Origin of the sequence: Halolamina sp. C58, assembly GCF_051195095.1 — an archaeon.
Classification (GTDB): Archaea; Halobacteriota; Halobacteria; order Halobacteriales; family Haloferacaceae; genus Halolamina.
Window position 1 is genome coordinate 576,903 of record NZ_JBNTJY010000001.1, and the last position, 24,377, is coordinate 601,279.

General features: G+C 65.3%; 21 protein-coding genes and 1 pseudogene. 13 read left to right on the plus strand and 9 right to left on the minus strand.

Annotated features, from left to right (window positions below; translation table 11 throughout):
• Positions 1-7: 7 nt before the first annotated feature.
• The 3 genes from ACQUSM_RS03045 to ACQUSM_RS03055 all read right to left on the minus strand — a co-directional run bounded on the left by ACQUSM_RS03045 (position 8) and on the right by ACQUSM_RS03055 (position 3,093).
• Positions 8-880 carry a polymer-forming cytoskeletal protein gene (locus ACQUSM_RS03045; protein ID WP_435115606.1) on the minus strand — a complete coding sequence of 291 codons (873 nt, stop codon included), beginning with the start codon at positions 878-880 and terminating at the stop codon, positions 8-10.
• On the minus strand, positions 877-2,148 hold the full coding sequence (locus ACQUSM_RS03050; protein ID WP_435115608.1) for an MFS transporter: 1,272 nt from the start codon (positions 2,146-2,148) through the stop codon (positions 877-879). The genes ACQUSM_RS03045 and ACQUSM_RS03050 overlap by 4 nt, the downstream gene beginning before the upstream one ends.
• A gap of 84 nt (positions 2,149-2,232) precedes the next feature.
• A complete protein-coding gene (locus ACQUSM_RS03055) occupies positions 2,233-3,093 on the minus strand; it encodes a hypothetical protein (protein ID WP_435115610.1) in 861 nt (286 codons plus the stop codon).
• Positions 3,094-3,511: 418 nt separating this feature from the next.
• Here ACQUSM_RS03055 and ACQUSM_RS03060 point away from each other — a divergent pair, with 418 nt between their 5' ends.
• From ACQUSM_RS03060 to ACQUSM_RS03075, 4 genes are all read left to right on the plus strand, one after another.
• Complete coding sequence (locus ACQUSM_RS03060) at positions 3,512-4,396, plus strand: CPBP family intramembrane glutamic endopeptidase (RefSeq protein ID WP_435115612.1); 885 nt, start codon at positions 3,512-3,514, stop codon at positions 4,394-4,396.
• Positions 4,397-4,450: 54 nt separating this feature from the next.
• The gene (locus ACQUSM_RS03065) at positions 4,451-5,014 is read left to right on the plus strand and encodes a universal stress protein (protein WP_435115614.1); all 564 of its coding nucleotides are present in this window, start codon (positions 4,451-4,453) and stop codon (positions 5,012-5,014) included.
• A 164-nt stretch (positions 5,015-5,178) separates the two neighbouring features.
• Entirely contained in the window at positions 5,179-6,864 is a 1,686-nt protein-coding gene (locus tag ACQUSM_RS03070) for a formate--tetrahydrofolate ligase (RefSeq protein WP_435115616.1), read from the plus strand.
• A gap of 10 nt (positions 6,865-6,874) precedes the next feature.
• Positions 6,875-7,264, plus strand: coding sequence for an SAM-dependent methyltransferase (locus tag ACQUSM_RS03075; RefSeq protein WP_435115618.1), 390 nt, complete (start codon positions 6,875-6,877; stop codon positions 7,262-7,264).
• A gap of 107 nt (positions 7,265-7,371) precedes the next feature.
• Here ACQUSM_RS03075 and ACQUSM_RS03080 read toward each other — a convergent pair whose 3' ends face one another.
• Together ACQUSM_RS03080 and ACQUSM_RS03085 are read right to left on the minus strand one after the other, a co-directional pair.
• On the minus strand, positions 7,372-7,770 hold the full coding sequence (locus ACQUSM_RS03080; protein WP_435115620.1) for an SHOCT domain-containing protein: 399 nt from the start codon (positions 7,768-7,770) through the stop codon (positions 7,372-7,374).
• Between the two features lie 28 nt (positions 7,771-7,798).
• Entirely contained in the window at positions 7,799-8,359 is a 561-nt protein-coding gene (locus tag ACQUSM_RS03085) for a DoxX family protein (protein WP_435115622.1), read from the minus strand.
• A gap of 114 nt (positions 8,360-8,473) precedes the next feature.
• Between ACQUSM_RS03085 and ACQUSM_RS03090 the strand changes: the two genes are divergently transcribed.
• The 8 genes and pseudogenes from ACQUSM_RS03090 to ACQUSM_RS03125 all read left to right on the plus strand — a co-directional run bounded on the left by ACQUSM_RS03090 (position 8,474) and on the right by ACQUSM_RS03125 (position 19,557).
• Positions 8,474-8,824 carry an ArsR/SmtB family transcription factor gene (locus tag ACQUSM_RS03090; protein ID WP_006183485.1) on the plus strand — a complete coding sequence of 117 codons (351 nt, stop codon included), beginning with the start codon at positions 8,474-8,476 and terminating at the stop codon, positions 8,822-8,824.
• Positions 8,825-8,827: 3 nt separating this feature from the next.
• Positions 8,828-9,103, plus strand: a complete 276-nt coding sequence (locus ACQUSM_RS03095) for a DUF7521 family protein (RefSeq protein WP_179908279.1) — start codon at positions 8,828-8,830, stop codon at positions 9,101-9,103.
• A 235-nt stretch (positions 9,104-9,338) separates the two neighbouring features.
• A complete protein-coding gene (locus tag ACQUSM_RS03100) occupies positions 9,339-9,536 on the plus strand; it encodes a heavy-metal-associated domain-containing protein (RefSeq protein ID WP_006183483.1) in 198 nt (65 codons plus the stop codon).
• Positions 9,537-9,682: 146 nt separating this feature from the next.
• A complete protein-coding gene (locus ACQUSM_RS03105) occupies positions 9,683-11,923 on the plus strand; it encodes a copper-translocating P-type ATPase (RefSeq protein ID WP_435115625.1) in 2,241 nt (746 codons plus the stop codon).
• 394 nt (positions 11,924-12,317) lie between these two features.
• A pseudogene (locus ACQUSM_RS03110) lies at positions 12,318-13,982 on the plus strand (PAS domain-containing protein); the annotation flags it as partial.
• Between the two features lie 98 nt (positions 13,983-14,080).
• Positions 14,081-16,258 (plus strand): PAS domain S-box protein, encoded by a 2,178-nt coding sequence (locus ACQUSM_RS03115; protein ID WP_435115627.1) that lies wholly within the window; start codon positions 14,081-14,083, stop codon positions 16,256-16,258.
• Positions 16,259-16,399: 141 nt separating this feature from the next.
• Complete coding sequence (locus tag ACQUSM_RS03120; protein WP_435115629.1) at positions 16,400-18,505, plus strand: acetate--CoA ligase family protein; 2,106 nt, start codon at positions 16,400-16,402, stop codon at positions 18,503-18,505.
• Complete coding sequence (locus tag ACQUSM_RS03125; RefSeq protein WP_435115631.1) at positions 18,502-19,557, plus strand: phosphotransacetylase family protein; 1,056 nt, start codon at positions 18,502-18,504, stop codon at positions 19,555-19,557. The genes ACQUSM_RS03120 and ACQUSM_RS03125 overlap by 4 nt, the downstream gene beginning before the upstream one ends.
• A gap of 35 nt (positions 19,558-19,592) precedes the next feature.
• On the opposite strand, the gene ACQUSM_RS03130 is transcribed toward ACQUSM_RS03125, so the two are convergent.
• The 4 genes from ACQUSM_RS03130 to ACQUSM_RS03145 are packed head-to-tail and all read right to left on the minus strand — an operon-like array spanning position 19,593 to position 23,303.
• On the minus strand, positions 19,593-19,826 hold the full coding sequence (locus ACQUSM_RS03130) for a SelT/SelW/SelH family protein (protein ID WP_435115633.1): 234 nt from the start codon (positions 19,824-19,826) through the stop codon (positions 19,593-19,595).
• Between the two features lie 51 nt (positions 19,827-19,877).
• A complete protein-coding gene (locus ACQUSM_RS03135) occupies positions 19,878-21,092 on the minus strand; it encodes an ABC transporter ATP-binding protein (protein ID WP_435115635.1) in 1,215 nt (404 codons plus the stop codon).
• On the minus strand, positions 21,085-22,092 hold the full coding sequence (locus ACQUSM_RS03140) for an ABC transporter ATP-binding protein (RefSeq protein WP_435115637.1): 1,008 nt from the start codon (positions 22,090-22,092) through the stop codon (positions 21,085-21,087). Before ACQUSM_RS03140 ends, ACQUSM_RS03135 begins: the two co-directional genes overlap by 8 nt.
• Positions 22,089-23,303, minus strand: coding sequence for an ABC transporter permease (locus tag ACQUSM_RS03145; RefSeq protein WP_435115639.1), 1,215 nt, complete (start codon positions 23,301-23,303; stop codon positions 22,089-22,091). The genes ACQUSM_RS03140 and ACQUSM_RS03145 overlap by 4 nt, the downstream gene beginning before the upstream one ends.
• A 102-nt stretch (positions 23,304-23,405) precedes the next feature.
• Between ACQUSM_RS03145 and ACQUSM_RS03150 the strand changes: the two genes are divergently transcribed.
• Complete coding sequence (locus tag ACQUSM_RS03150; RefSeq protein WP_435115641.1) at positions 23,406-24,350, plus strand: ABC transporter permease subunit; 945 nt, start codon at positions 23,406-23,408, stop codon at positions 24,348-24,350.
• The last annotated feature ends 27 nt before the right edge of the window (positions 24,351-24,377 follow it).

The window sequence follows — 24,377 nt, forward strand, 5'->3', positions numbered from 1 at the left end:
TACATGTCTACTTCCCTCCCGGGATGGTGATAGGCTCGAATCGCTGGAGGCCGAAGTACGTGTTCAGGACGGCGCCGAATCCGACGACAGCGACAGTCAGCTGCACGATACCGCCGAGGTACGGGACGACTCCGAGGAGTTCGAGGACGAGCAGGAACGTGGCGATTCCCGCGACGGTTGCGATTCCATCGCGCTCGACTGGCAGGTACGTCCCGATGAGATAGCCGAACACGACCTGACCGTAGAGTATGACCAGGAACTCGGCAAAGAGACCGATGATGGCCACCGGGAGCAGGATGAGCGTGAACGCCATGTAGACGAAGAGGACGAGGAGCGTCGTCGCACCGAGACTGCCGACGACACCACTGATGAGGGTGTGGTCGGTGATAGCCGCGCCGACGTTCTCGATAAGGATTGGATGTCGCTCGACGAGCCACCACCCGAACGCGCCAAGAACAAGGAACTGCAGGAGGAATGCCCCGACTCGCTGTGCGGGCGAACTCGACGGTGTGGGCGCTTCGAATTGTGACATGCGCCCGACCGATGCATCAGAACTGACCGCAGTGGACCCCGAATACGTCTGGAGAGTCCCGGTCACGGTCGCGTCGTCGCGTACCGAGAGATTCCCACTGAGGACCGTCACGCCGCCGTCGATTGTCCCGTCAACAACTGCGGTGCCGCCGATCACGTAGATGTCACCGTCGACAGTCACGTTGTCAGGGACTGTGGTGGTCCCGCCGGCGACGACGTGGACGTCAGCGAGTGAGTCGACGGTATTGTCGCCCTGGAAGCTCACGGACATCTCGCCGACGTCGCCACCTCCGATGGAGATCATGAGGAGGACGACGATGAGGAGTGGGATGGCCTCCGTGGGACTCATGCACTCGCACCTCCGTTCCCGCGAGCGAGTGCGACCATCCGTCTGGCGTACAGGCCGACTGCGAGCCCGAACAGGAGGAGCAGGGAGAGCGCCTGCACCACGTTCAGGTGCGAGAGGAGTGTGAGGTCGACTGCCTGAAAGTACAGCGCGAGCGCGGTGCTTGAGAACGTGGCGAGCCACCCGGCGACGCCGATCCCGATCGCGGAGTGCGTGCCGATCGTCTCCGGCGTCGAGAGGTCGGGCCAGAGCGCGAAGTTCAGCGTCGTGTAGAAGCTCACGGCGATCGCGTACAGGGCTGGGTTCAGGATGGACGTTCCGTCGCCTGCGATTGTGGGGAACACCGCGGCGAACCGCAGGTCAGACGTGTACATCACGTGTGTTAGGGCGAACAGTGCGAACGTCCAGAGGAAGATGCGCGAGAGCGAGTAGTTCGCGTAGATGACGCCGGCCATCACCGCGCCGACGACGTGTGCGACGGCGATGAACAGGCGCGTCGAGAGCTCGGGCGACTGCCACGAACTCAGCAGCAGCGACGGCGTGTCGATGATCCGAAGGAACCCGAGGCTGTCGATGAAGAACACGCCGAACATCAGGACGACTGGGACAACGAAGGCCAGACTTCGCGCCCGAACCGGCTCTCCGTGGCAGAACCGCCCAATGCCGTACGTCTTGTGTTGTGTCCGGAGGGTGTCGAGTATCGCGTCGAGTTGATCGACGCGGACGAACGACAGGACGGCCAGTACGAGGATGCCCGGCGCCATCGCGGCGACCATCAGATTACTGAAGACGTCGACCGACCAGGAGAGCGGAATCGCGTTCGCCAGGAAGTACGCGATGGCCGTGATCGCCGCGGCGACGTAGCCCCGGTCCGGGGCGGGAACGAGGTCGATCGCGAGCGAGAACGAGACCGGGAAGCCGACACCGAGCCCGATCGACGCGATGAGGATCCACGCGCCGAAGGCGGGAACGGTCCGGATCATCGGGGCGACGAGCGTGAGCGCGAACTGGACGCAGACAACGCCGATCAGGAGCCGAAGCTTCGTGCGAAGGTCAGTGCTCCACCCACGGCGGTCCATCGTCACACCGGTCGCGACGGCGACGACGAGTGTGCAGAGCGCGAGCGCCGCCATCCACATCGAAACGGCCGTCTCGGACAGTCCGACGAGGCGTGTGCCGAGGTCGATGAGCCCGAGTTGGACGAACGTGATGTTGTAGTAGTAGCCGGCGACCATCAGCGCGACGAAGAGGCCGTAGCCGGCTACCGTCATCCATCGTTGTTCTCTGATGTGTGTTTTCAGCTCCATTCCGACGTTCTTGCTGTGTCGTGGGACTGCATCCCTGTTAAATGGGGGTCACGGTTGTTCGCGGAAGGGCTGCGAGAGTTGCCGTGCTGGACCGTCGTATCGCCCCATTCCGGCGTGGAGATGGCCATCGAGTTGCGTCCATCCCTGGCGGTCGTCCGCGTAGATTGCCGGGGGCGTCGTCGCTTCGAATGTGTTGAAGCTGTTCGAGAGCCAGAACCCCCACTCGTTCCAAGCCTCGAATCGGATTTCGTCGACGGTAACGATCGCGTCGGTCGGCGTGTCGTACGTGGCTGCGGCGACGGTCGTGAACTCCCAGCATGCGTCCGAATTGTCCCACGCGTACTCACAATCGGACGAAGAGACGTTTCCGAGTGGTGCGAGGAACGACGCGTTCCCGATCGGATACCGCGTTTCGATGTCGTGGTCAACCGAGTGTTGCCACGAGATCGAGTACCGAGTCGGGTCGGGAGAGAGCTCTTTGTTGGTCATGTTCGCGGGAATCTCGTCAGGGCCAATCTGTTCGCGATCAAGTACCGAGCCGTTCGGTGCGTACGTCCAGAGAACGTACCGGTCTTCGCCGACGAGACGATCGACGTGGAGTCGAAGCATTGGACCAGGGACGGTCTGGACGATGGATGCATCCCAGGTAGTCAGTTCCATGCCGTTGTCGTCGTAGATCCACAGGTCCGATGCGGCGTCAGCGTCTACGTCCGTGCCAGCGGGAAACGGGAGATGGAATGTAGCGTTCTCGATTGTCGTATTGGTGCTGATAGACGTCGTGTAGGAGTAAGTGGACGTGTGGGAGTACGCGAAATCCGGCGGGAAGAAGAGAAAGCCGACTGCCGCGACTGGCACGAGAATGACGAGGAGAGCGACCCCGATAATGAGAAGTTGCTTCGAGGAAACCATACAAAGAGTACGATCATATCAAATATAATACTGTTGTGTGTCTGGATAGCACCCCCCAGCGTGGAGTCGTCTCTGGTCAGTCTGTTTGTGTACTAGCTCTGGTGCGAGGGTGGATTGTAGAGGCAGTAGAAGGGATGGTTCGAATGAAACGGGCCACAAGGGAGAGGCCCCTTCATGAAACTGTGGACGAAGTGGGTAATTACCTCGTCAATCCTGTCCCAAGGGATAGCGTTTGCCGGGTTCTCGAGTTGTTCAACCGTGACACCAATCACACCGGCAGAGTTCGCTCGAAAAATTTTGAGTATCAGAATTGAAATATGTAGGAAGGGCAACTGTTTTGCCAGTCGACGGTGGAGGTCAGGTATGACGACTCTCGCGGGAACACCCTATCAATATCGTGGCGGAGGGATGAACACCGATGCCTGAGGAAGTACAGCACTCAGGTGTCCGGTCATGGATAAACCGCCACCGACTCGTCGCGTTCCTGCTGATTACGTACTCGTTCACGTGGGTGATTCAGGGTATCGTTGCGGCTATGGAGCTCGAAGCGTCGTGGACGCAGTCGATCCTCATCGGCTTCGGCGCGTTCGGGCCGCCCGTCGGCGCCGCCGCCGTCATCTGGGCGAGCGGCGGCGACCTCCGCAAGTGGATCGGTCAGTTCTTCGTCTGGCGTATCGGTGCTAAGTGGTGGGCAATCGCGCTCGGACTGCCCTTCCTGATACTGGGGTCGGGAGCTGCCCTGTTCGTGGCGCTCGGTGGCCCCATCGATCTGGACTCGCTCCCGTTCCCGGGAATCTACCTCTTCGTACTGGCTTGGGGCACCGTCTGGGGCGGCGGCCAGGAGGACCTGGGCTGGCGTGGCTTCATGCTCCCACTCCTCCAGGACAAGTACAGTGCACTGGTCTCCAGTGTCATCGTTGGCGTCTCCTGGGCTGGCTGGCACCTCCCACTATTCCTCAACGCGGCCACGACCCACGGCGGCTGGGGTCTTTCGCAGCAACTGCTCTGGGTCGTTTCGATCCTCGCAGGCTCCGTCCTCTGGACGTGGATGTACAACAGTACTGGCAGCGTCCTCGCTGTCGCCGTGTTCCACGCTGGCATCAACGGCATGGGCGTCTTCCACCCCGCTGACTTGGAGGCACTGGCTCCCGGTGGCGTTCCGGATTCGGCGCTAAACCTCCTCGCCGAAGTAACAGGCGCAGTCCCACTCGTCGTCCTCGCCATCGGACTCGTCGTTATCTACGGAGGCGATCGGCTCGCCGACCGTGAGATCCCTGGACCCGAAGTCGTCGGTCTCGATTGATCAATCGGACCGACACACTCTTCTCAGCTCCTGAACCACTAATGGAGGTCGAACGTGGCCGTAAGTGACCCTCCCGCCCGCCCGACATGCACTGTTCGAATCGAGCCACGCGGTGGTCGTGGTGAGGAAGACGCGCTGAAACTCGCTGCTGCACACGACGCTGTCCTCGAGGTTCTCTACGTCGTCGACGACGCCGTCGTGAACGCCTACAGTGGTGACGAGTACGTCGACGAAGCCGAAGGCCCGGAACACGGCCTGGAACTCGCCGCGACGCTCGGGGCGACTGTCCACGTCCTCTCGATCGTTGACGAGTCCTCGCTCGGCTCCGATGTCCGGTCCGTACTGTCGGCGGTAGAGCTCGAAGGATATGCCGAAGACGCCGTCGATGCCGTTGCTGCGGCCGCAAAACCCTTCGACATCCCTGGAGTCCATACGAACGTCGAGCACGGCACACCCGCGAGCGCCATCAGGACTGCCATCGACGACCACGACGTTGACGCCGTCGTGATGGGGACGACTGGCCGCGGCGGCGTCGAGCGAATCCTCCTTGGGAGCGTCGCAGAGAAGACCATTCGCACGGCACCAGTACCGGTCATCACGGTCGCTCACGACGAGTGACGCCCTCCGACGACTGGTCGTAGTGATCCAGGCGCTGTCCACCCGCGGCCACTGGAATCCCGCTTTCGGTGAAATGCGGTTCCGTAGTGACCACCCGAGTTGCCATGTCCTGGGAATCGACTCACTGTTATAGGACTGCCGGCCCGGAATTATCGAAAAGAGCTATGGAGCAACTCCAGAAGAGCATCCCTGCAGACATCGACATCGCCCGGAACGCCGACCGGAGAGCGATCGAATCGGTCGGGGCAGAGATGGGTCTTGCCGATATCGACCTCGAGCTACGGGGGACCGAAATCGCGAAACTGACGTGGGATGCGATCCGTCGAACGATGGACCAACCGGCAGAAGGGAACCTCGTGCTCGTGACGGCGATGACGCCGACGCGGCGCGGTGCCGGAAAGACGGTCACGACCGTTGGACTCGGCCAGGCGTTCGACAGACTCGGCGCAACGAGCGTCGTCGCGATCCGGGAGCCCTCCCTCGGCCCGGTGTTCGGCATCAAGGGCGGCGCTGCGGGTGGCGGGTACAGTCAGGTCCTCCCGATGGAGGAGATCAACCTGCACTTCACGGGCGACATCCACGCCGTGACATCGGCGCACAACCTCGTCTCGGCGATGATCGACGCCCACCGCCACCACGGTAACGAGCTCGACATCGATCCCGACCGCGTCGTCTGGCCGCGGGCGCTGGACGTGAACGACCGTGCGCTCCGGGAGGCGGTCGTCGGACTCGGCGGGACCGCGAGTGGGCCGCCCAGGGAGGACGGGTTCTGCATCACCGCCGCCTCCGAGCTGATGGCGGTGCTCTGTCTCGCGACCGACGTGTCTGACCTCCGCGAGCGCGTGGGCCGGATCATCGTCGCGTACGACACGGCGGGGGCGCCAGTCACCGTCGCCGACCTCGGCGTCGCCGGTTCGGTCGCGGTACAGTTGAAGGACGCCCTCCGGCCGAACCTCGTCCAGACCATCGAGGGGACGCCCGCGTTCGTCCACGGCGGGCCGTTCGCCAACATCGCGACGGGGACGAACTCCATCCTGGCGGACGAGCTCGGTCTCCGGCTCGGTGACTACCTCGTCACTGAAGCGGGGTTCGGCGCCGACCTCGGGGCAGAGAAGTTCGTCGACATCGTCTCCCGGGAGGGTATCGAGCCCGACGCGACCGTGATCGTGGCGACTGTCGACGCGCTCCAGAAACACGGCGGACTCGAGGCGGACGAATCGGACCCGATGGTCGCGCTCCGGGCCGGGTTCGCAAACCTCGACCACCACGTCGAGATGCTCCAGTCGATGGGTCTCCCGGTCGTCGTCGCCGTCAACCGCTTCCCCGACGACACGGACGAGGAGGTCCGTACGGTGCTGGACCACTGTGAGCAGCAGGACGTGCCGGCAGCTGTCTCGACCGTTCACGCCGAAGGCGGCGCGGGCGGCACCGATGTCGCCCGGTTGGTGACGGAAGCGGTTGAGTCAGGCGATGCCGACTTGCAGCGCGTGTACGACCTCGACGCGTCGCTCCCGGAGAAGATTCGGGCGGTCGCAACGCGGGTCTACGGTGCTGACGACGTCGAGTTCACGTCGGCGGCCCGTGCCGATATCGAGCGCATCGAGTCACTGGGCCTGGACGGCCTACCGGTGTGCATCTCTAAGACCCCCAGTTCTCTGTCGGACGATCCGGAAAAGGTCGGTGTGCCGGAGGACTGGACGCTCACCGTCACGGAGCTCTCCCCCTCGGCCGGCGCCGGGTTCGTGGTGGTGCTGACCGGCGACGTACTGACGATGCCGGGACTCCCCGCGGACCCCGCCGCCGCACACATCGATGTCGACGAGGACGGCTCCGTCCACGGGTTGTTCTGACGGGGCGAATATGACCACACAACCGACCTCCTTCGAGTTCTGCCCGATCGGCGTTGTCGAGACGCCGTTCGAGGATTCGGCCGAAGCGCCGCGCCAGGGATGTATCGAGGAGGTCCGTGGGACGGTCGTCCTCGCTGAAGCGTACGTCCCGGGCGTCGAGGGTCTCGAACCGGGCGACGAACTCGACGTCCTCTGGGTCGCCGACCGTGCCGACAGGGACGTGCTCGAGGCTCGTGGCCGTGGCGTGTTCACGACGCGGTCGCCAGCCCGCCCGAACCCCATCTGTGTTACTCGCTGTACGGTCCGGGCGGTCAGCGACGACCGCCGACGCGTCGACATCGTCGGCGTCGACATGTTCGACGGATCACCCGTCCTCGACCTGAAGGCGCCGATGCGGTGACGTGTTCGGTGTGCCTCCTCGGTTCGAAATTCGTCTGTTCGAGGTATGTATCGGCAGGTCTCGGGGTAACGGGTTTCGGGAGTCCGTACAGAGTACCGACACCGCCGTCACTGACGATCGTCGTCTGCGACGAGCCCTGCACGACGGCGACCGAACTCTTCGTCGCCGATCTCGCCACGGGCATACCGCTCTTGGAGGACGGCGAGTGCGCTATCCTCGGCGGGGCCGTGCGATTCCGACCGCGTCCCCAGCCAGTAGATAAAACTGAGAGGGACGGCGACGAGGAGTGTCATCCACAGGAGACCGAACAACATCATCCCCCAGCCCCAGCTACCCCAGCTGGCCATGTGGCCGCCGTTCCACATACCGTCGTGCCAGCCCCACATCATTGCATCTGGGACAGTCGCGTGTGTTAGTGCCATTCCGACGACGACGGCCAGAGCCAGCGCTCCGACGACGATGAGTCCCAGAGAACGAATCCCGCGTGCTTGAATTGGATTTTGCATTGTTGTACTCCCAAAGGTCTCGGCGTGGTTAGCCGAGGATGTATTCGAGGGCGGGGTAGCGCTCGACGAGCGTCTCGCCGCCGACGTCGTAGTTCTCGATGTACTGGTCGAGTCCGAGGATGCGGCCCGCGGCGAACGCGGCGACCGCGAGGAACACGAGCATGTACGCGAAGTCCCCGTTGATGAACCCGTGGCCCATGTCCCAGTTCCCGAAGTAGAACATGAGCATCATCAGCGCGCCGAAGAACGCCGCAAGGCGGACCAGCGCGCCGACGAGCAGGCCGAGGCCGATGAACAGCTCGCCCCACGGGACGGCGACGTTCGCGAACTCGACGAACCACGGCGTCGAACCCATCCACGCGAACATGCCCGCCAGCGGGTTGCCGTTCGTCGCCGCAACGTTCGAGAGGTAGCCGCCGGCCGCGAACTCGCCGGTGATCTTCGTGAACCCGGAGTACGCGAACGCGTAGCCCATCATGAGCCGGAGCGCCAGCACGAACCACGCGCTGAGACTGTGGACTTTCCCACCGACAGTTCGCCCGCCGATTTTGCTCTCGAGTTGGTTGACGCCAGATTTGATAGTGGACATGCTTAGTTCACCTACAACTACTCGTAGGGGTGCAGAAGAGATATAGTAGCGAGCCGACGTTCTGGGTCAGAAAATCGGGGGGCTATATTACCCTACTGTCGTGAGTAGAGACGTGTGACTGAGGAGGCTGACCCGTCGGAGGTCTTCGCGACACTCGACGACGAGTACGCCCGCGACATCCTCGTGGCGACGAAGACCGACCGACTGTCTGCGAAGGAACTCAGCGAGGAATGCGACATGTCGCGCCCGACCGTCTCGCGGCGTGTCACCCGCCTCGTCGAGCAGGGCCTTCTCGAGGAGTACACGCACGTCGATCCCGGTGGCCGGCACTACAGCGAGTACGAGGCACGCCTCGAACGCGTCGAAGTCCTCCTCCAAGCAGAGGGCTTCGACGTGCAGATCGATGTTCGGCCGGACCCCGCCGACCGGATTACGTCCATCTTCGAGGAGATGCGGGGAGACTGACTCATGGAACACACGCTATTCGTCATCGGCAAACTGTTCACGACCGTCTTGGCGCTGGTCATCGCCTACCAGGCCTATCGCGGATACCAACGGCATCACACGCAGTTACTCCTGTACGTCGCTGCCGGCTTCGCACTCGTCGGCCTTGGCGGCCTCCTTGAAGGCGTTCTCTTCGAACTCCTCCAAGTGTCGATCTTCGAAGCGGGGTTCGTCGCAGCACTCGTGACCGCAGCCGGGATGCTGTCGATCCTCTACGCCCTGTATGCCCCAAACCCCTGAGGATTCGGGACGTTCATTCGAAAAGCGGCCTCTGGGCGTCGTTCCCGGTTAGCGGCGAAGACGCATCTGGAGCGCCAAACGATACCTGAGTCTTCCCGCCATCGTCAGCTGGAGAATCTGAGATTTGGTTCGTTGCGGCTGCACGTATCACTTTGAATCTAAAGTTTGACCCCCAAGAGATCCGTATCATCGAAAGAGAAATCCGCTAAAGAGAGGGAGCCGTATGTACCTCTGTATGACGACGACCATCACTGTGGAAGGAATGTCGTGCGGTCACTGTGAGCAGACGGTCGAAGAGGCCCTTGAAGAGGTCACTGGCGTGACTTCCGTGACCGTCGACAGGGAGAGTGAACAGGCAAGTGTCGACGGTGAGGCAGAGGTCACGGCCCTCGTGGCGGCCGTCGAAGACGCGGGATACACCGCTCACGCCTGAGTATCGTGCGCTGCGGATAGCACAAGTCGCGTCGAGACGACGACTAACTGTTGTCTTCGGAGCTCGTCTACGCTGGTCTTGCTGTACGGTTTCAGGGCCGAAGATTCAGGAAGCCGGCGGAACCACCTCAATAGAGAATATGACTCATGGACGACCACAAAGATACAACTGAGAATTCCCCGGGAGGAAAGGACCAGCAGGACACCACCAGTCAGCAGCACGAACACGGCGAGCACGATGAAGCGGTCGCGGAATCTGACGAGGAAGGGGTAGAACGGGAGCTATTGGAGGAGGAGGCTCACCCTGCTGCAGCAGGTGAGATGGCGTCCCACGAGCAGCACGAGCACGCCGGCTACGAGGGCGACGGCCACGGTCACGATTCCCACGAGGGAGACGGCGAGGGCCATGGCGGGATGCACGAAGGCCACGAGCAGATGTTCCGGCGGCGCTTCTTCGTCTCGATGCTCCTGTCGGTTCCCGTCCTCCTGTACAGCGAAATGCTGCAGGAGTGGCTCGGCTTCTCCGTCCCGGCATTCCCGGGGAGCGAGTGGATCAACCCCGTCTTCGCGGTGATCGTCTTCGCGTACGGTGGGATTCCGTTCCTCAAGATGGCGCTTCCGGAGCTGAAAGACCGTGCGCCGGGGATGATGACGCTCATCTCGATGGCGATCACCGTCGCGTTCGTCTACAGCCTCGCGAGCGTGGTTTTCCCCACACAGTCAGCGTTCTTCTGGGAACTCGTCACCTTGATCGACATCATGCTGCTGGGCCACTGGATCGAGATGCGGTCGGTCCGGCGGGCCTCCAGCGCGGTCGACGAGCTGGCGAAACTGATGCCAGACACCGCCGAGCGGATCACCGACGGCGGGGAGACCGAGGAAGTCCCCGTTAGTGAGCTCTCGGAAGGCGACCTCGTGCTCGTCCGGCCGGGCGCGAGTGTCCCTGCTGACGGCACCGTCGAGGAGGGTGACTCCGACGTCAACGAGTCGATGATCACGGGCGAGTCCAAGCCCGTCTCGAAGGAGCCTGGCGACGAGGTCATCGGCGGCACCATCAACGGCGATGGTAGTCTCCGCGTGCGCGTCGGTGCGACGGGCGAGGAGACCACGCTTGCTGGCATCATGCGGCTCGTCGAGGAAGCCCAACAGAGCAAGTCCAAGACGCAGGTGCTGGCCGATCGGGCGGCCGGCTGGCTGTTCTACGTCGCGCTCGGGGCAGCAGTCGTGACAGCCATCGCGTGGACGCTCGCTGTGTCGTTCGACGCGACAGTCATCGAGCGCGTCGTCACGGTACTCGTCATCGCCTGCCCACACGCCCTCGGACTCGCTATTCCGCTGGTCGTCGCGATCAACACGTCACTGGCGGCTCGCAATGGGATGCTCGTTCGCGACCGTATCGCGATGGAGGATGCGCGGAACCTGGACGCGATCGTCTTCGACAAGACAGGGACGCTCACCGAGGGCGAACACGGCGTCGTGGATATGGCGACCGTCAACGGCGTCGACGAGGACGACGCGCTCGCGCTGGCGGCGGCCATCGAGAGCGACTCCGAACACATGATCGCGCGAGCGATTCGCGAGGCGGCCGACGAGCGCGACGTAACTACTCCTGACGCGACCGCCTTCGAGGCGATCAAAGGCCGAGGGGTTCGCGCGAACGTCGACGGAAACGAGGTGTACGTCGGTGGGCCGAACCTGTTGACCCAGCTCGATAGCGAGATCCCCGACCATCTCCAGCGCTTCGCTGACGAGGCCGGACAGAACGCCCAGACTGTGGTGTATCTCGTTCGTGACGGAGAGCTGATCGCCGCCTTTGCGATGGCCGACGTGATCCGCGAGGAGAGTTTCCGCGTCGTCGACGCGCTCCACGATCTAGGCATCGAGGTGGCGATGCTGACAGGGGACTCCCAGGACGTCGCCAACGCCGTCGCGGACGAGCTGGGCATCGACACGGTGTTCGCAGAGGTCCTCCCTGAAGACAAAGACGAGAAAGTCCAGGAACTCCAAGACCAGGGGAAGCTCGTGGGGATGGTCGGCGATGGTGTGAACGACGCGCCGGCGCTGACCCGGGCCGACGTCGGTATCGCGATCGGGAGCGGCACCGACGTCGCCGTCCAGTCGGCCGACGTCATCCTCGTCCAGAACAACCCGATGGACGTCGTTCGGCTCGTGAAACTCAGCAAGGCGAGCTACCGGAAGATGCAGGAAAACATCGCCTGGGCGGCCGGCTACAACGTGTTCGCGATTCCGCTCGCAGCAGGCGTCTTGGCACCGATCGGGATTCTGCTCTCCCCCGCTGTGGGTGCGCTCCTGATGTCGTTGAGTACGGTCATCGTCGCCATCAACGCACAGTTGCTCCGGCGTGTTGACCTGTCCATCACTTCCTGACGATTGCTGTTTCCATCACGGAACCTGCTTTAGAGACATCGTACAGACATGGACTTCTGTGAGAACGCGTTGCTGCCGCTGTCGCCTTCTACGAGCAAGAAATGATTTCCCTCGGCAACGTCGCTCAAGAACGACGAACAGGGAAAGCGGTTCAACCGTGTGACCGACTACGTGGCGCGAGTTCTGGAGGACTACATCGACGGTCCTCGGCACGACGTGTGCGACGACGACGGACAGCCCGGGTTTGGTGTGGTCCCTGTCGGGGAGTGAGCGTGTGAGACGCTGTTCGATACGGTTCGTCTCACCGTTTCGGGAGCGGTCAGTGCGGTCAACTCTCTTCTTTTTCCTGCTGCGGTAACACTATCAACACACAGCACGAGTGTCCAGCTATTGGATGGTAGACGGGGATGAATCTACACTACTCATTCGCACCGTTATAGTGGAACCGTCCCCCGCTGGGGAAACCAGCCTCGCGTCGCAACTCGATTTCGAAGACGAGGAGGGGATTCTCGTTCGGACGGCCGCTGACCTCGACGACGCGCGGACTGTTCTCGCTACGGAGGACGTCGATTGTGTCATCACTCGGCATGAGCCGCCCGATATCGACGGCGTCACGGTGCTCTCTGCGTTACGAGAGGAGTATCCGGAACTACCGATTCTGATCGCAGCCGGGGCCGCACACGCCGATCAGGTTCTCGATAGTTCGGCCACTGGGATCGTCGAAATGACGGGTGGGAAAGTCCACGGCGGGTTCGTCGCCAATCAGATCGAATCTGTCGTCTCTCGGGTCCGAGAACGCCAAGAACACGAAGCAGCGTTACAAGCGAATCAGGAGACACTGCAGCGACTGCATCGGATCACGTCGGACCCAGAGTCGTCGTTCAAAGAGCAGCTGCATCAGTTGCTCGGGTTCGGCGCCGACGTGTTCGGGATGGACATCGCGTTCCTCTCACACATCGAGCCGGGATCGAACGACTTCGAGATCGTAGCCGCCCAGGGCGAGCATGACCTGATTCAGGCGGGGTTGACCAGTGAGCTCTCGGAGACGTACTGCCGCCGAACCATCGCCCCCGACGCTGACTCGCCACGTACGGTCCAGAACGCGGCAGACGAGATGGGGTCGGATCCGGCGTTCGAAAAGTTCGGGCTGGGGTGTTACATGGGGTCGCGTATCGACGTGAACGGGGAGCTGTACGGCACCCTCTGTTTCGCGGACGAGGACCCGCACCGATCGGAGTTCTCCGAGGGGGAGGAGGCACTGATCGAGATCATGGGGCAGTGGCTCCGCCAGCAGCTCGAACAACACGAGTATCGCCACGAGCTCGAGTCCGCACGGGACGAACTGGAGCGGACGCTGGAACGGGTCGACGACGCGTTCTTCAGCGTCGATACGGAGTGGCAGGTCACGTACATCAACGAGATGGGGGCCGACGTGCTTCGGGAAGCGATGGGGCTCGACGCCGATGCCGACGTCCGTGGCCGGCATCTCTGGGAGAACATCCCCGAAGCCGTCGAAACCACGTTCTACGAGAACTACCACGAGGCACTGGAGACCCAGGAGTCCGTCTCGTTCGAGGAGTACTACCCACCGCTCGAGGTGTGGTTCGAAGTCCGGGCGTATCCGGACGAGGGCGGACTGTCCGTGTACTTCACGGACATCTCCGAGCGGAAGGAACACGAGCAGGAGCTTGCACGGTTCCGGGACCTGCTCAATCAGACGGAGCGCGTCGCCGATGTCGCCGGCTGGGAGATCGACGTGGCGACGAGGGACATCTTCTGGACGGACTACCTCTTCGAACTCCTCGGCGTGGACGAGGAGGCGGAACCGCCGATGGAGGAGGCACTGAACGTGTACCTCGAGGAGGACCGACCGATCATCGAGCAGGCCATCGAAGACGCGATCGAATCGACGGAGCCGTTCGACGTTGATCTCCGCTACCGGAACTCGGAGAACGAGATCCGGTGGCTTCGCGTACAGGGTGTCCCGATCACCGACGATGCCGGCGACGTGGTGGTGGTCCGTGGGGCGGCACAGGACGTGACCGAGCGCAAGAACCGCGAACAGACGCTCAACAACCTCCTCTCTGCCTCGCAGGCGTTCATCGAGGTCACGGACGAAGCCGAACTCATCAGGGTGCTCATCGAGGAGATCGAGGGGTGTTCGAACACGGGATCACGTCCGTTCGGCTGCACGATCCCGAGACGGGCACGCTCCCGCCGACGAGATACTCCGCTCAGGCACGCGAGAACATCGCTGATCCCCCGATTTTCGAGGACGACGAGGGGCCGGCCGGCCGAGCGTTCCAGTCACAAGAACCGATCGTGATCGACGACCTCCCCGGCGCGACCGGCGTCGATTACGGGCCGGTCGAGTCGGGGATGTTCCTCCCGTTGGGCGAGTACGGCGTCCTCGGAATCGGATCGACAGCCGCGGACGCGTTCGAGGAGGGCGACGCTGCGCTGGTGGAGCTCCTGGCCATCACGGCAGTCAGTGCGTTCGACCGCCTCGAGCGGGAAACCGAGATGCGCCGCGTTCAGCAGGCGCTCGACCAACTCGACGAGAAGATCTTCCTGTTGGACGAGAACGGGGCGTTGACGTTCGTCACCGAACCGCTCGCGACCTTCTTGGGACGCGAATCCGACGAACTCCGTGGCTCCTCGCTCTCCGACCTCGTCCCCGCGGGTGAGGCGGCCACGTACGAAGCTGCCCTCAAGCGGGTCCGAACGTCCTCGACACGATCCCGGGAGACCGTCGAAACCGAGCTCCGGGTCGGGGACGGGGACGTGCGGCCCGTCGAGTTCGAACTCTCCGCGACGGCGGCGGAGTCGGGCGAGTTGGCGATCGCCGGCGTGGCACACGAGATCAGCGAACTGGCAGCGACACGCTCCCATCTCGAAGCCGAGCGTGATCGATTCAAGGCGATCGCGGACACGACGTTCGACCTGCTGTTCCGGTTCGACCTCGACGGCCGGTTCACGTACGTCTCGTCGGCCTGCGAACGGATTCTGGGCTACACGCCCGCGGAGATGGTCGGCGAGCCGTTCGTCGAGTACACGACGACGGAGTCGGGCTCGAAAGCGACGGCGGCGTTCGAGTCGGTGCTTGACGGCGGCGACATCGAAGACGTCGAACTCGACGTTCTCACTGCCGATGGTGAGATCGTGACACTCGAAGTCAACGGGACGCCCGCCATCGAAGACGGTGACGTCGTCGGCGTCCACGGTGTCGCTCGTGACATCACCGAGCGAAAAGAGACGCTGCGCGAGTTGCAGATCAAAGACAGGGCGATCGACGAGGCACAGGCAGGGATCACGCTCGCCGACGCGACGGAGCCGGACGAACCGTTAGTGTACGTGAACCAAGGGTTCGAGGAGATCACCGGGTACGATGCGTCGAGCGCGACCGGACGGAACTGTCGGTTCTTGCAGGGCGAGCAGACCGACCCGAGCGCCGTCGCGACACTCCGTGAGCACATCGACGCCTACGAGCCCGTTTCCGTGGAGCTCATCAACTACAGAAACGACGGGACGCCGTTCTGGAACCACGTGCGCATTACCCCGGTCCGGGACGGGACGGGCGCCGTGACACACCTGTTGGGGATTCAGGACGACGTGACCCAACAGAAGCGGTGGGAACAGCTGTTCGAGGTCCTCAACCGGGTGCTTCGGCACAACCTCCGAAACGACTTGGGCGTCGTGAGCGGGCTCGGCGGGCTACTCGCGGCCCGGCAACACGAGAACAGCGTCGAGCTCGGACAGACGATCGAAGAGAAAGCCGACGAACTGCTCGATCTCGGCGAAAAAGCGCGCGACCTCGAAGCGATCGCGGGCCGAGACACCGAGCCGGAACGGATCGACGTCGACTCGGTGCTCGCCGATCTCGTTACGTCGTATCGCGACGAGTACCCGGAGGTCACGTTCGACGTCTCCGTGCGGACCGACCGCGCTCTCTGTGCCGGCGGCGAGATCGAGGAGGCGGTGTCCGAACTCATCGAAAACGCCGCCAAACACAACACGTCCGCCGAGCCACGCGTGGCGATCGACGTGCGAGACGAGGGCGAGTGGATCGTCCTCTCCGTAGAGGACAACGGTCCGGGGATCAACGACATGGAGGCGAACGTCATCTCGAAAGGCGAGGAGAAGGCGCTCGAACACGGCTCGGGCCTCGGGCTCTGGCTGATCAACTGGGTCGTCACGCGATACGGGGGCTCGTTCCAGATACGGCAACGAGCGCCCAGTGATGCCGGAACGCAGGCAACCGCCCGCTTACCGGGACTCACCGAGGACCAGTCGGTCGAGGACGTGGCCAAACGACCGACGATTCTGTTCTGGTAATCGGGCTGTCGAGACCGGAACAGGAAGCGGGCCCACGACGGGTCGGAGGAAGCCGCCGCGTACCGCGCGTCCCGTGACGGCGTTCCCGACGAGTGAGACCCCGGCCTCGGTTTTAAGCGTCGTCCGCGCGAGGTGGGCGACGTGAACTCGGACGCCGATATCGGTGGGCTGTTCGCGCCCGAACGCGTCGCGGTCGTCGGTGCGACGGAGCGTGCGGGGTCGATCGGGGCCGCCATCCTCCGGAACCTCGACGACTTCACGGGCGAGGTCGTTCCGGTGAACCCGAGCCGCGACACCGTGTTCGGGACGGCGTGCTACCCGGACGTCACGTCCGTTCCGGACCCCGTCGATCTCGCGGTTATCGTCGTCCCGCCGCCGATCGCCGTCGACGCCGTTCGGGAGGCCGGCGAGGCGGGGGTGGCCAACGTCGTGGTCATCACGGCTGGGTTCAGCGAAACCGGAACGGAGGGCGCACAGCGCGAACAGGCGCTCCGCGCCGTCGCCGCGGAGTACGACCTCAACCTCGTCGGACCGAACTCGCTGGGCGTGCTCTCGACGCCGCCGGGGCTCAACGCCACGTTCGGGCCGTCGAACGCGCTTCCCGGCTCGCTGTCGTTCATGAGCCAGTCCGGCGCGTTCATCACGGCAGTCCTGGACTGGGCCAACGATCAGGGCATCGGGTTCAAAGACGTGGTCTCGCTGGGGAACAAGGCCGTGCTGGACGAGTCGGACTTCCTCGCGCACTGGCGGGACGACCCCGAGACGGACGTGGTGCTCGGCTACCTCGAAGGCGTCGAGGACGGCCGCTCGTTCATCGACACGGCCCGCGAGGTGACACAGGAAACCCCTGTCGTGGTTGTCAAATCCGGTCGGACGGAGGCCGGCGCCGACGCCGCGTCCTCCCACACGGGGACGATCGCCGGCAGCGAAGCCGCCTACGAGGCGGCGTTCGAGCAGGCGGGCGTCGTGCGCGCCGAGAACGTCCAGGAGCTGTTCGACTACGCTCGCGCGCTCGACGGGCTGCCGATGCCCGACTCCGAGCAGGTCGGCGTCGTCACGAACGCGGGCGGCCCGGGCGTGATGGCGACCGATGCCGTCGGCGACTCGCGGCTCACGATGGCGTCGTTCACCGACGAGACGCTCTCAGAGCTCGAGGCGACGATGCCCGACGAGGCGAACATCTACAACCCGGTCGACGTGATCGGCGATGCCGACATCGAGCGGTTCGAGACGGCGCTGGACACCGTCCTCGCCGACGACAACGTCGGCTGTGCCATCGTCATCTCCGCACCCACGGCGGTCGTCGACTTCGGGGAGCTCGCCGCGGCGATCGCCGACCGACAGGCCGAGCACGACACGCCCGTCGTCGCGTGTCTGATGGGCGGGGAGCGAACCGACCGCGCGGCGGCGGTGCTCGGCGACGCGGGCATCCCGAACTACTTCGACCCGGCACGGGCCGTCGGCAGCCTGGACGCACTCGCGGTCCAGCGGGAGGTCGAAGCACGGGACTACGAGCCGCCGGAATCGTTCGACGTCGACCGGGAGCGCGCCCGCGAGATCCTCGCCGACGCCGCCGACCGCGGGGCCACCCGGCTCGGCGTCGAGGCGATGGACCTGCTCGACGCCTACGGGCTGCCCACGCCCGAGTCGGCGATCGTCGACGACCCAGACGCCGCCGCGTCGGCGGCCGCGAGCATCGACGGCGACGTGGTGATGAAGATCGTCAGCCCGGACATCCTCCACAAGTCCGACATCGGCGGCGTGGCCGTCGGCGTCCCCCAGTCGGAGGTCGCCGACACGTACGAGACGCTCCTCACCCGGGCTCGGAACTACCAGCCGGACGCGGCCATCCTCGGCGTCCAAGTCCAGGAGATGGTCGACACCGACGCGGGGACGGAGACGATCCTCGGGATGAACCGCGACCCGCAGTTCGGCCCGATGGTGCTGTTCGGCCTCGGCGGGATCTTCGTGGAGGTGTTGGAGGACACGAGCGTGCGGATCGCGCCGGTCTCCGGGCGCGAGGCGGGCGAGATGGTGGACGAACTCGATTCGGCGCCGCTGCTCCGGGGGGCGCGGGGCCGTCCGTCGGCGGACGAGGCGGCCATCGAGGAAGCGATCCAGCGCCTGAGCCAGCTCGTGACCGACTTCGACGCCATCCTCGAACTCGACGTGAACCCGCTGCTCGCCACCGCCGACGGCGTGCAGGCGCTCGACGTACGACTGACCATCGACCCAGACCAGCTATGAACTCGCTACTCGTTACCTCGACGGACGAAGGCACCGGGAAGACCGCCGTCGCGCTCGCGCTCGCGCGGCTCGCCGCGGACCGCGGCGCGACGGTCGGCTACATGAAACCGAAGGGGACCCGCCTCCAGAGCAACGTTGGGAAGACGCTCGACGCCGACCCGATGCTCGCCCGGGAACTGCTCGGTCTCGACGCCGAGATGCACGAGATGGAGCCCGTCGTCTACTCGCCGACGTTCATCGCCGGCGCGATCCGCGGCGAGGAGGACACGGCGGCGCTTCGCGAGCGTGTGCAGGACGCGTACGCGGGTCTCGCCGAAGGGAAGGACACGATGGTCGTCGAGGGCGCCGGCGACCCCGCCACGGGGGCGACCGTCGACCTCACGGACGCCGACATCGCGGCACTGTTGGAGAGTCACGCGGTGCTGGTCGCCCGCTACGAGGAGCCCGGCGACGTCGACCGCATCCTCACGGCCGCCGACGATCTCGGTGATCGCTGCCTCGGCGTCGTGTTCAACGCCGTCTCCAGCGCCGCGTACGACGAGGTCGAGACCGACGTGGTTCCGTTCCTCGAATCGCGCGACATCCCCGTTCTGGGTGTCCTGCCGTGGGAACGCTCGATGGCCGGCGTCTCGGTGGCCGACCTCACGAACGAACTCGGCGCGGAGTCGCTCACCGACGCCGACACCGGCGCCCTCGTCGAACGCGTGCTCGTCGGGGCGATGAGCGGGGAGAGCGCGCTCAGTCACTTCCGGCGCACGAAAGACGCCGCCGTCATCACGGGCGGCGACCGGGCGGACGTGCAGGCCGCGGCGCTGGACGCGCCCGGCATCAACTGTCTCGTGCTCACGGGGGGTCATCGACCGTCCGGCGCGATCCTCGGCGAGGCCGAGGAGCAGGGGATGCCGGTGTTGACGGTTCAGACGGACACGATCACGACGATCGAGCGGATCGAGTCGCTGATCCACGGCGGCCGCGTGCGGGACGAAGCGACCGTCGAGCGGATGCAGGAACTGCTCCACAGCCACGCCGACGTGGACGCCCTGCTCGACTGAAGAAAGGACGCCGATCGCCGTTCGACCGCTCGCGGTCAGTTCACGTAGCCGCCGACGCCCTCCACGATCGCGTCGGCGTCGTACTCGTCCTCGTCGATGTCGAATATCTCGTCGCCGTCGACGCGGACCTCGAACACGCCGCCGTCACCCGTCACCAGCGACACGCGATCGACCTTCTGTCCGTACTGCTCGAGGATCGCCGCTTGCAGGTCCTGTGCTCGATCGCGGTGCCCACACGGCACGCAGTACTCGATTTCGACGCTCGTCATAGCGTCCCCAAGTACGGCTCGTCCCGTGGTAAAGCTACTCACCCCGGAAACTCACCGCGTGTGGCGGAGGCAGGCCGCCGACTGGCGTTCGTTCGTCGGCCGGAGCGCCGGATCGTGGCGCTCACACGGCGTCGCGAACGCTTCGAGTCGATCGAGCGCGCGCTCCCGATCGCCGCCGAGCACGTCGTCGATCGCGTCGCCGAGGACTGCCTCGGCGTCGTCGTCCGTGAGCGTCTCCGGAACGCTGTACGCCTCGCGGAGCGCCGCCGCCGTGTCGTGGCGCGCCGTGTCGACGTCGTCGTCCCGGAGCGCGAGCCGGAGGTCGAGCACCGCCCGGTACTCGCCGTCGTCGAACGCGTACTCGTCGGGGGGAATCACTCGCGGGCAGCGCGGGTGGAACGAACAGCCCGACGGCGGGTCGATGGGGTCGGGCACGTCCCCACGCAGCTCGACCGTCCCGCCCCGGTTCCGCGGGTCCGGGTCCGGGATCGCGGCGAGCAGCCCCTCGGTGTAGGGGTGCTGTGGGTTCTCGAACAGCGCTTCCGTCGGGCCGATCTCGACGATCTCGCCGAGGTACATCACCGCGACGCGGTCACAGATCTGCCGCACCACGTCCAGATCGTGGCTGATCAGGAGGATGCCCAAGTCGAGCTCGTCCCGGAGGTCCGCCAGCAGCGAGAGGATGTCCGCCTGGATGCTCACGTCGAGCGCGCTCACGGGCTCGTCGGCGACCAGCAGGTCCGGGTCGAGCACGAGCGCGCGGGCCAGCGCGATGCGCTGTTTTTGCCCGCCGGAGAACTCGTGGGGGTAGCGGTCGGCGTCGTCGGCCGAGAGCCCGATGCGCTCGAGCACGTCGGCGACGATCTCCCGCTGCCGGTCCTCGTCGCGCAGGCCGTGGGTCGCCAGCGGGTCGGCGATCGACTCGCCGACGGTCGCCTGCGGGTCGAACGCGGAGTCGGGGTCCTGGAACACGACCTGTGCGTTCCGGCGGAACGCCTTCCGCTCGCTCCGGGACTGGTCGGCGACGCGGTCCCCTCGGAAGCGGACCTCGCCGCCCGTCGGCTCCTCGAGGTGGAGCAGCGTCGTCGCCGCGGTGGACTTCCCGCAGCCGGACTCGCCGACGAGGCCGACGACTTCGCCGGCCTCCACGTCGAAGGAGATCCCGTCGACGGCTTTCACGTGGTCGGTGACCCGCCGCAGCAGGCCGCTCCGGACCGGGTAGTGTTTCTCCAGATCGCGTACCGAGAGGAGGGGGTCGTCAGTCATCGTGTTTGTCGGGGAACGACAGCGGTGGCTGGTGGTCGTCGCCGTACAGCACGCAGGCAGCGTCGTGGTCGTCGCCGACGGGCTCGAACGCCGGCTGCTCGCCGGCGCGACAGTCCTCGATCGCGTGGTCACAACGCGGGTGGAACCGACAGCCGTCGGGCGGGTCGGTCGGGTCGGGCGTGACGCCGTCGATCGTGTCGAACGCCTCCCCGTGGCCCGGCAGGCAGTCGAGCAGCGCCCGGGTGTAGGGATGGGCGGGGTTCTCGAACAGCTCGTACACGTCGCCGCGCTCCATCACCTTCCCGGCGTACATCACGACCACGCGGTCGGCGATCTCCGCGACGACGCCGAGGTCGTGGGTCACGAACAGCAGCCCCATCCCGCGTTCGTCCTGAATCTCGGCGAGCAGCCGGAGGATCTGGGCCTGGATCGTCACGTCGAGCGCGGTCGTCGGCTCGTCGGCGACCAGCAGGTCGGGGTCGCCCGCGAGCGCGACCGCGAGGACGACGCGCTGTTTCATCCCGCCGCTGAACGAGTGGGGGTAGTCGTCGATCCGGTCGGCGGCGTCGGGGATCCCGACCCGATCGAGCAGGTCGACCGCTTCCTCGCGCGCCGCCGCCCGGTCGAGGTCGCGGTGGGCGCGGACGGTCTCGACGACCTGCTCGCCGACGGTGTACACGTCGTCGAGCGCGCCCTGAGGGTTCTGGAACACGTGGGCGATCCGGTTGCCGCGGTACTCGGTCAGCGCCGACGCCGAGAGCTCGGTCAGGTCCTCGCCGTCGAAGCGGACCTCGCCGCCGGTGATCGAGCCCGAGTCCGTCGGGATCAGCCGCGTGATCGACTCGCAGGCGACGGTCTTCCCGGAGCCGGACTCGCCGACGAGACAGACGGTTTCGCCGGCCTCGACCTCGAAGGAGGCGCCGTCGACCGCCTTTACCACCCCGGCGTCGGTGTCGAACTCGGTGCGGAGCTCCCGCACCGAGAGCAGCGGGTCGCTCACGAGCTCCCCCCCTGCCGCGTGTCGAGCGCGTCGCGGAGGCTGTCGCCGGAGACGTTGAACGCCGCGACGGCAAACGCGAGTAGCGCGACCGCGAACGTCGTCACCCACCACTTCTGGTGCCACGGCAGCACCTCGTTCTGCAGCCCGACCCGGATCACCCGGCCGAGCGACTGCGAGGCGATCCGGCTGAGGCTGAGGTACGCGAGCGCGACCTGTGCGAGGACGAGCAGCGGCACCCGGCGGCTGAGTTCGGTGACGATCGTGCCCCGGGCGTTGGGGACGATCCGGTCCCGCAGGATCCGCAGGTCGCTCGCGCCCGTCGCCCGTGCTGCCCGGACGTAGCCCGCGGATCGCTGCTGGAGGGCGTCGCTCCGCACGACGCGGGCGACGCCGCCCCAGTTGAGGAGGCCGAACACGCCGACGAACGCGAACAGGCCGCCGTCGGTGATCCCGGAGTACTCCCCGAGGAAGAACGTCGCGAGCAGGATGTAGACGACGATCGCCGGCACCGTCTGCTGGATGTCGACGTAGCGCATCAGCGCGTCGTCGACCCAGCCGCCGTAGTAGCCCGCGAGCGCGCCGACGACGGTGCCGACGACGCCCATGAGCACCACCGTCGGGAGGCTCACCTGCAGCGCGACGCGGATCCCGTAGACGAGCAGTTCGAGGACGCTCTCCCCGTAGCGGTTCGTCCCCAGCGGGTACCGCCACGTCCCGTGGCAGTAGCCGTCGACGACCTGCCCGACGCAGTTGTAGTAGTGGATGTCCTCGACGAAGACGCTGGTGTACACCGGCGGCTGGAGGCGGTACTTGAGCTTGGGGTAGCCCGTGTCGAAGAACAGCCCCGGCCCGAGCAGCCCGACGGCCGTGAGCACGCCGAGCGAGAGGATCGCGGCCAGCCCCAGCGGGTGCGAGCGGAGCCGACGGAGGAGCCGCCGGGTTCGGTCGGGGTCGGCCGCCAGCGGGAACAGTCCGTAGCGCGCGAAGAACACGCTGGCGACGAGGAGGAGCCAGTCCGCACGCGTCACGTCCCAGTTGAGGAACGCGACCAGCTCCTCGGGGGCGACGATCGCGTCGTACGCGTACAGCGCGCCGAGTGCGAGGAAGGCGGCGATCAGCCCGAGCGTCCGCTTCCGTACCGTGATTCCACGGTCGCGCACGTCCCAGTCCACCTCGGTGAACGCTGCCGACTCGAAGTCCTTGGAGGGCATCGATGTTCGCGGTTCTGGAAACCATCAGGAAAGCTTATAATACTTTATGTCGGTGATTGAACCGATGTCGCCGGTCGATCGTCACGCGATCGGGTGGTCCCCGTGAGCTACGTCAGCTACCTCCTCCGACGGTTCGCGTTTGCCGTCTTCTCGGTGTACGCGGCGGCGACCGCCATGTTCGCGTTTACCGTCCTCCAGATACGGCTGCTCTTCCGCCAACAGCTCGCCTTTATGAACTGGGCGGGGTCGGACACCACCGAACAGGAGATCGAACGCTTCCGGGAGTCGTACGTCGCCCGGCGCGGGCTGGACCACCCGCTGCACGAGCGGTACCTCGACTGGCTCGTCGACCTCACGACGCTGGAGTGGGGCCAGTCGATCGCGTACCGGCAGCCGGTCGCGGTCGTCCTCGACGGGCGGGTGGTGACGACGCTCGAGTACGTGGTTCCGGGCGTCGTCGTCGCCGTCGTGCTCGGCGTCCCGCTGGGCGTGTTGGCGGCGTTCGCGAAGAACGAACCCCGGGACTGGAGCGCCCGGCTGAGCACGTACGCGCTGCTGGGCGTTCCCGTGTTCATGGTGATCACGTACCTCCTCGTCGGCGTCTCCCGGATACGGGGCAGCTTGGGGCTGTCCGTCCACCCGCAGGTGATCGCCGCCGTCGCGGTCGCGGCGAGCCTGCTGGCCGGGCAGCTCCGGTTCAGTCGGTCGGCCGTGCTCGATCAGACGGGCCGTGAGTTCGTGAAGATGCTTCGAGCGAAGGGGATCTCCCGCCTCACGCTCGTCAAGCACGTGCTCCGGAACGCGGCGCTGCCGATCGTCTCCCTGTCGCTGAGCGAGCTGCTCGCGGTGCTCGTGTTGAACATCTACGTGATCGAGAACGTGCTCCCGATCGACGGGCTCGCCCGCGCGAGCCTCGTCGCGGTCGAACAGGGCGACATGTCGTTGATCACCTGGTCGACGCTGGTGATCGTGTTCCTCGGGATCGCCGGCAGCTTCCTGCAGGACGTGCTGTACGGCTACCTCGACCCCCAGATCTCCGTCGAGTGACCGGCGGTCCCGCGGCGACGGACGCCC

What these genes read in the sequence shown, in the direction of transcription:
- ACQUSM_RS03045 (WP_435115606.1), bottom strand. Translation starts at nt 880, where the DNA reads ATGAGTCCCACGGAGGCCATCCCACTCCTCATCGTCGTCCTCCTCATG.
- ACQUSM_RS03050 (WP_435115608.1), bottom strand. Translation starts at nt 2,148, where the DNA reads ATGACGGTAGCCGGCTACGGCCTCTTCGTCGCGCTGATGGTCGCCGGC.
- ACQUSM_RS03055 (WP_435115610.1), bottom strand. Translation starts at nt 3,093, where the DNA reads ATGGTTTCCTCGAAGCAACTTCTCATTATCGGGGTCGCTCTCCTCGTC.
- ACQUSM_RS03060 (WP_435115612.1), top strand. Translation starts at nt 3,512, where the DNA reads ATGCCTGAGGAAGTACAGCACTCAGGTGTCCGGTCATGGATAAACCGC.
- ACQUSM_RS03070 (WP_435115616.1), top strand. Translation starts at nt 5,179, where the DNA reads ATGGAGCAACTCCAGAAGAGCATCCCTGCAGACATCGACATCGCCCGG.
- ACQUSM_RS03075 (WP_435115618.1), top strand. Translation starts at nt 6,875, where the DNA reads ATGACCACACAACCGACCTCCTTCGAGTTCTGCCCGATCGGCGTTGTC.
- ACQUSM_RS03080 (WP_435115620.1), bottom strand. Translation starts at nt 7,770, where the DNA reads ATGCAAAATCCAATTCAAGCACGCGGGATTCGTTCTCTGGGACTCATC.
- ACQUSM_RS03085 (WP_435115622.1), bottom strand. Translation starts at nt 8,359, where the DNA reads ATGTCCACTATCAAATCTGGCGTCAACCAACTCGAGAGCAAAATCGGC.
- ACQUSM_RS03095 (WP_179908279.1), top strand. Translation starts at nt 8,828, where the DNA reads ATGGAACACACGCTATTCGTCATCGGCAAACTGTTCACGACCGTCTTG.
- ACQUSM_RS03100 (WP_006183483.1), top strand. Translation starts at nt 9,339, where the DNA reads ATGACGACGACCATCACTGTGGAAGGAATGTCGTGCGGTCACTGTGAG.
- ACQUSM_RS03105 (WP_435115625.1), top strand. Translation starts at nt 9,683, where the DNA reads ATGGACGACCACAAAGATACAACTGAGAATTCCCCGGGAGGAAAGGAC.
- ACQUSM_RS03125 (WP_435115631.1), top strand. Translation starts at nt 18,502, where the DNA reads ATGAACTCGCTACTCGTTACCTCGACGGACGAAGGCACCGGGAAGACC.
- ACQUSM_RS03130 (WP_435115633.1), bottom strand. Translation starts at nt 19,826, where the DNA reads ATGACGAGCGTCGAAATCGAGTACTGCGTGCCGTGTGGGCACCGCGAT.
- ACQUSM_RS03135 (WP_435115635.1), bottom strand. Translation starts at nt 21,092, where the DNA reads ATGACTGACGACCCCCTCCTCTCGGTACGCGATCTGGAGAAACACTAC.
- ACQUSM_RS03145 (WP_435115639.1), bottom strand. Translation starts at nt 23,303, where the DNA reads ATGCCCTCCAAGGACTTCGAGTCGGCAGCGTTCACCGAGGTGGACTGG.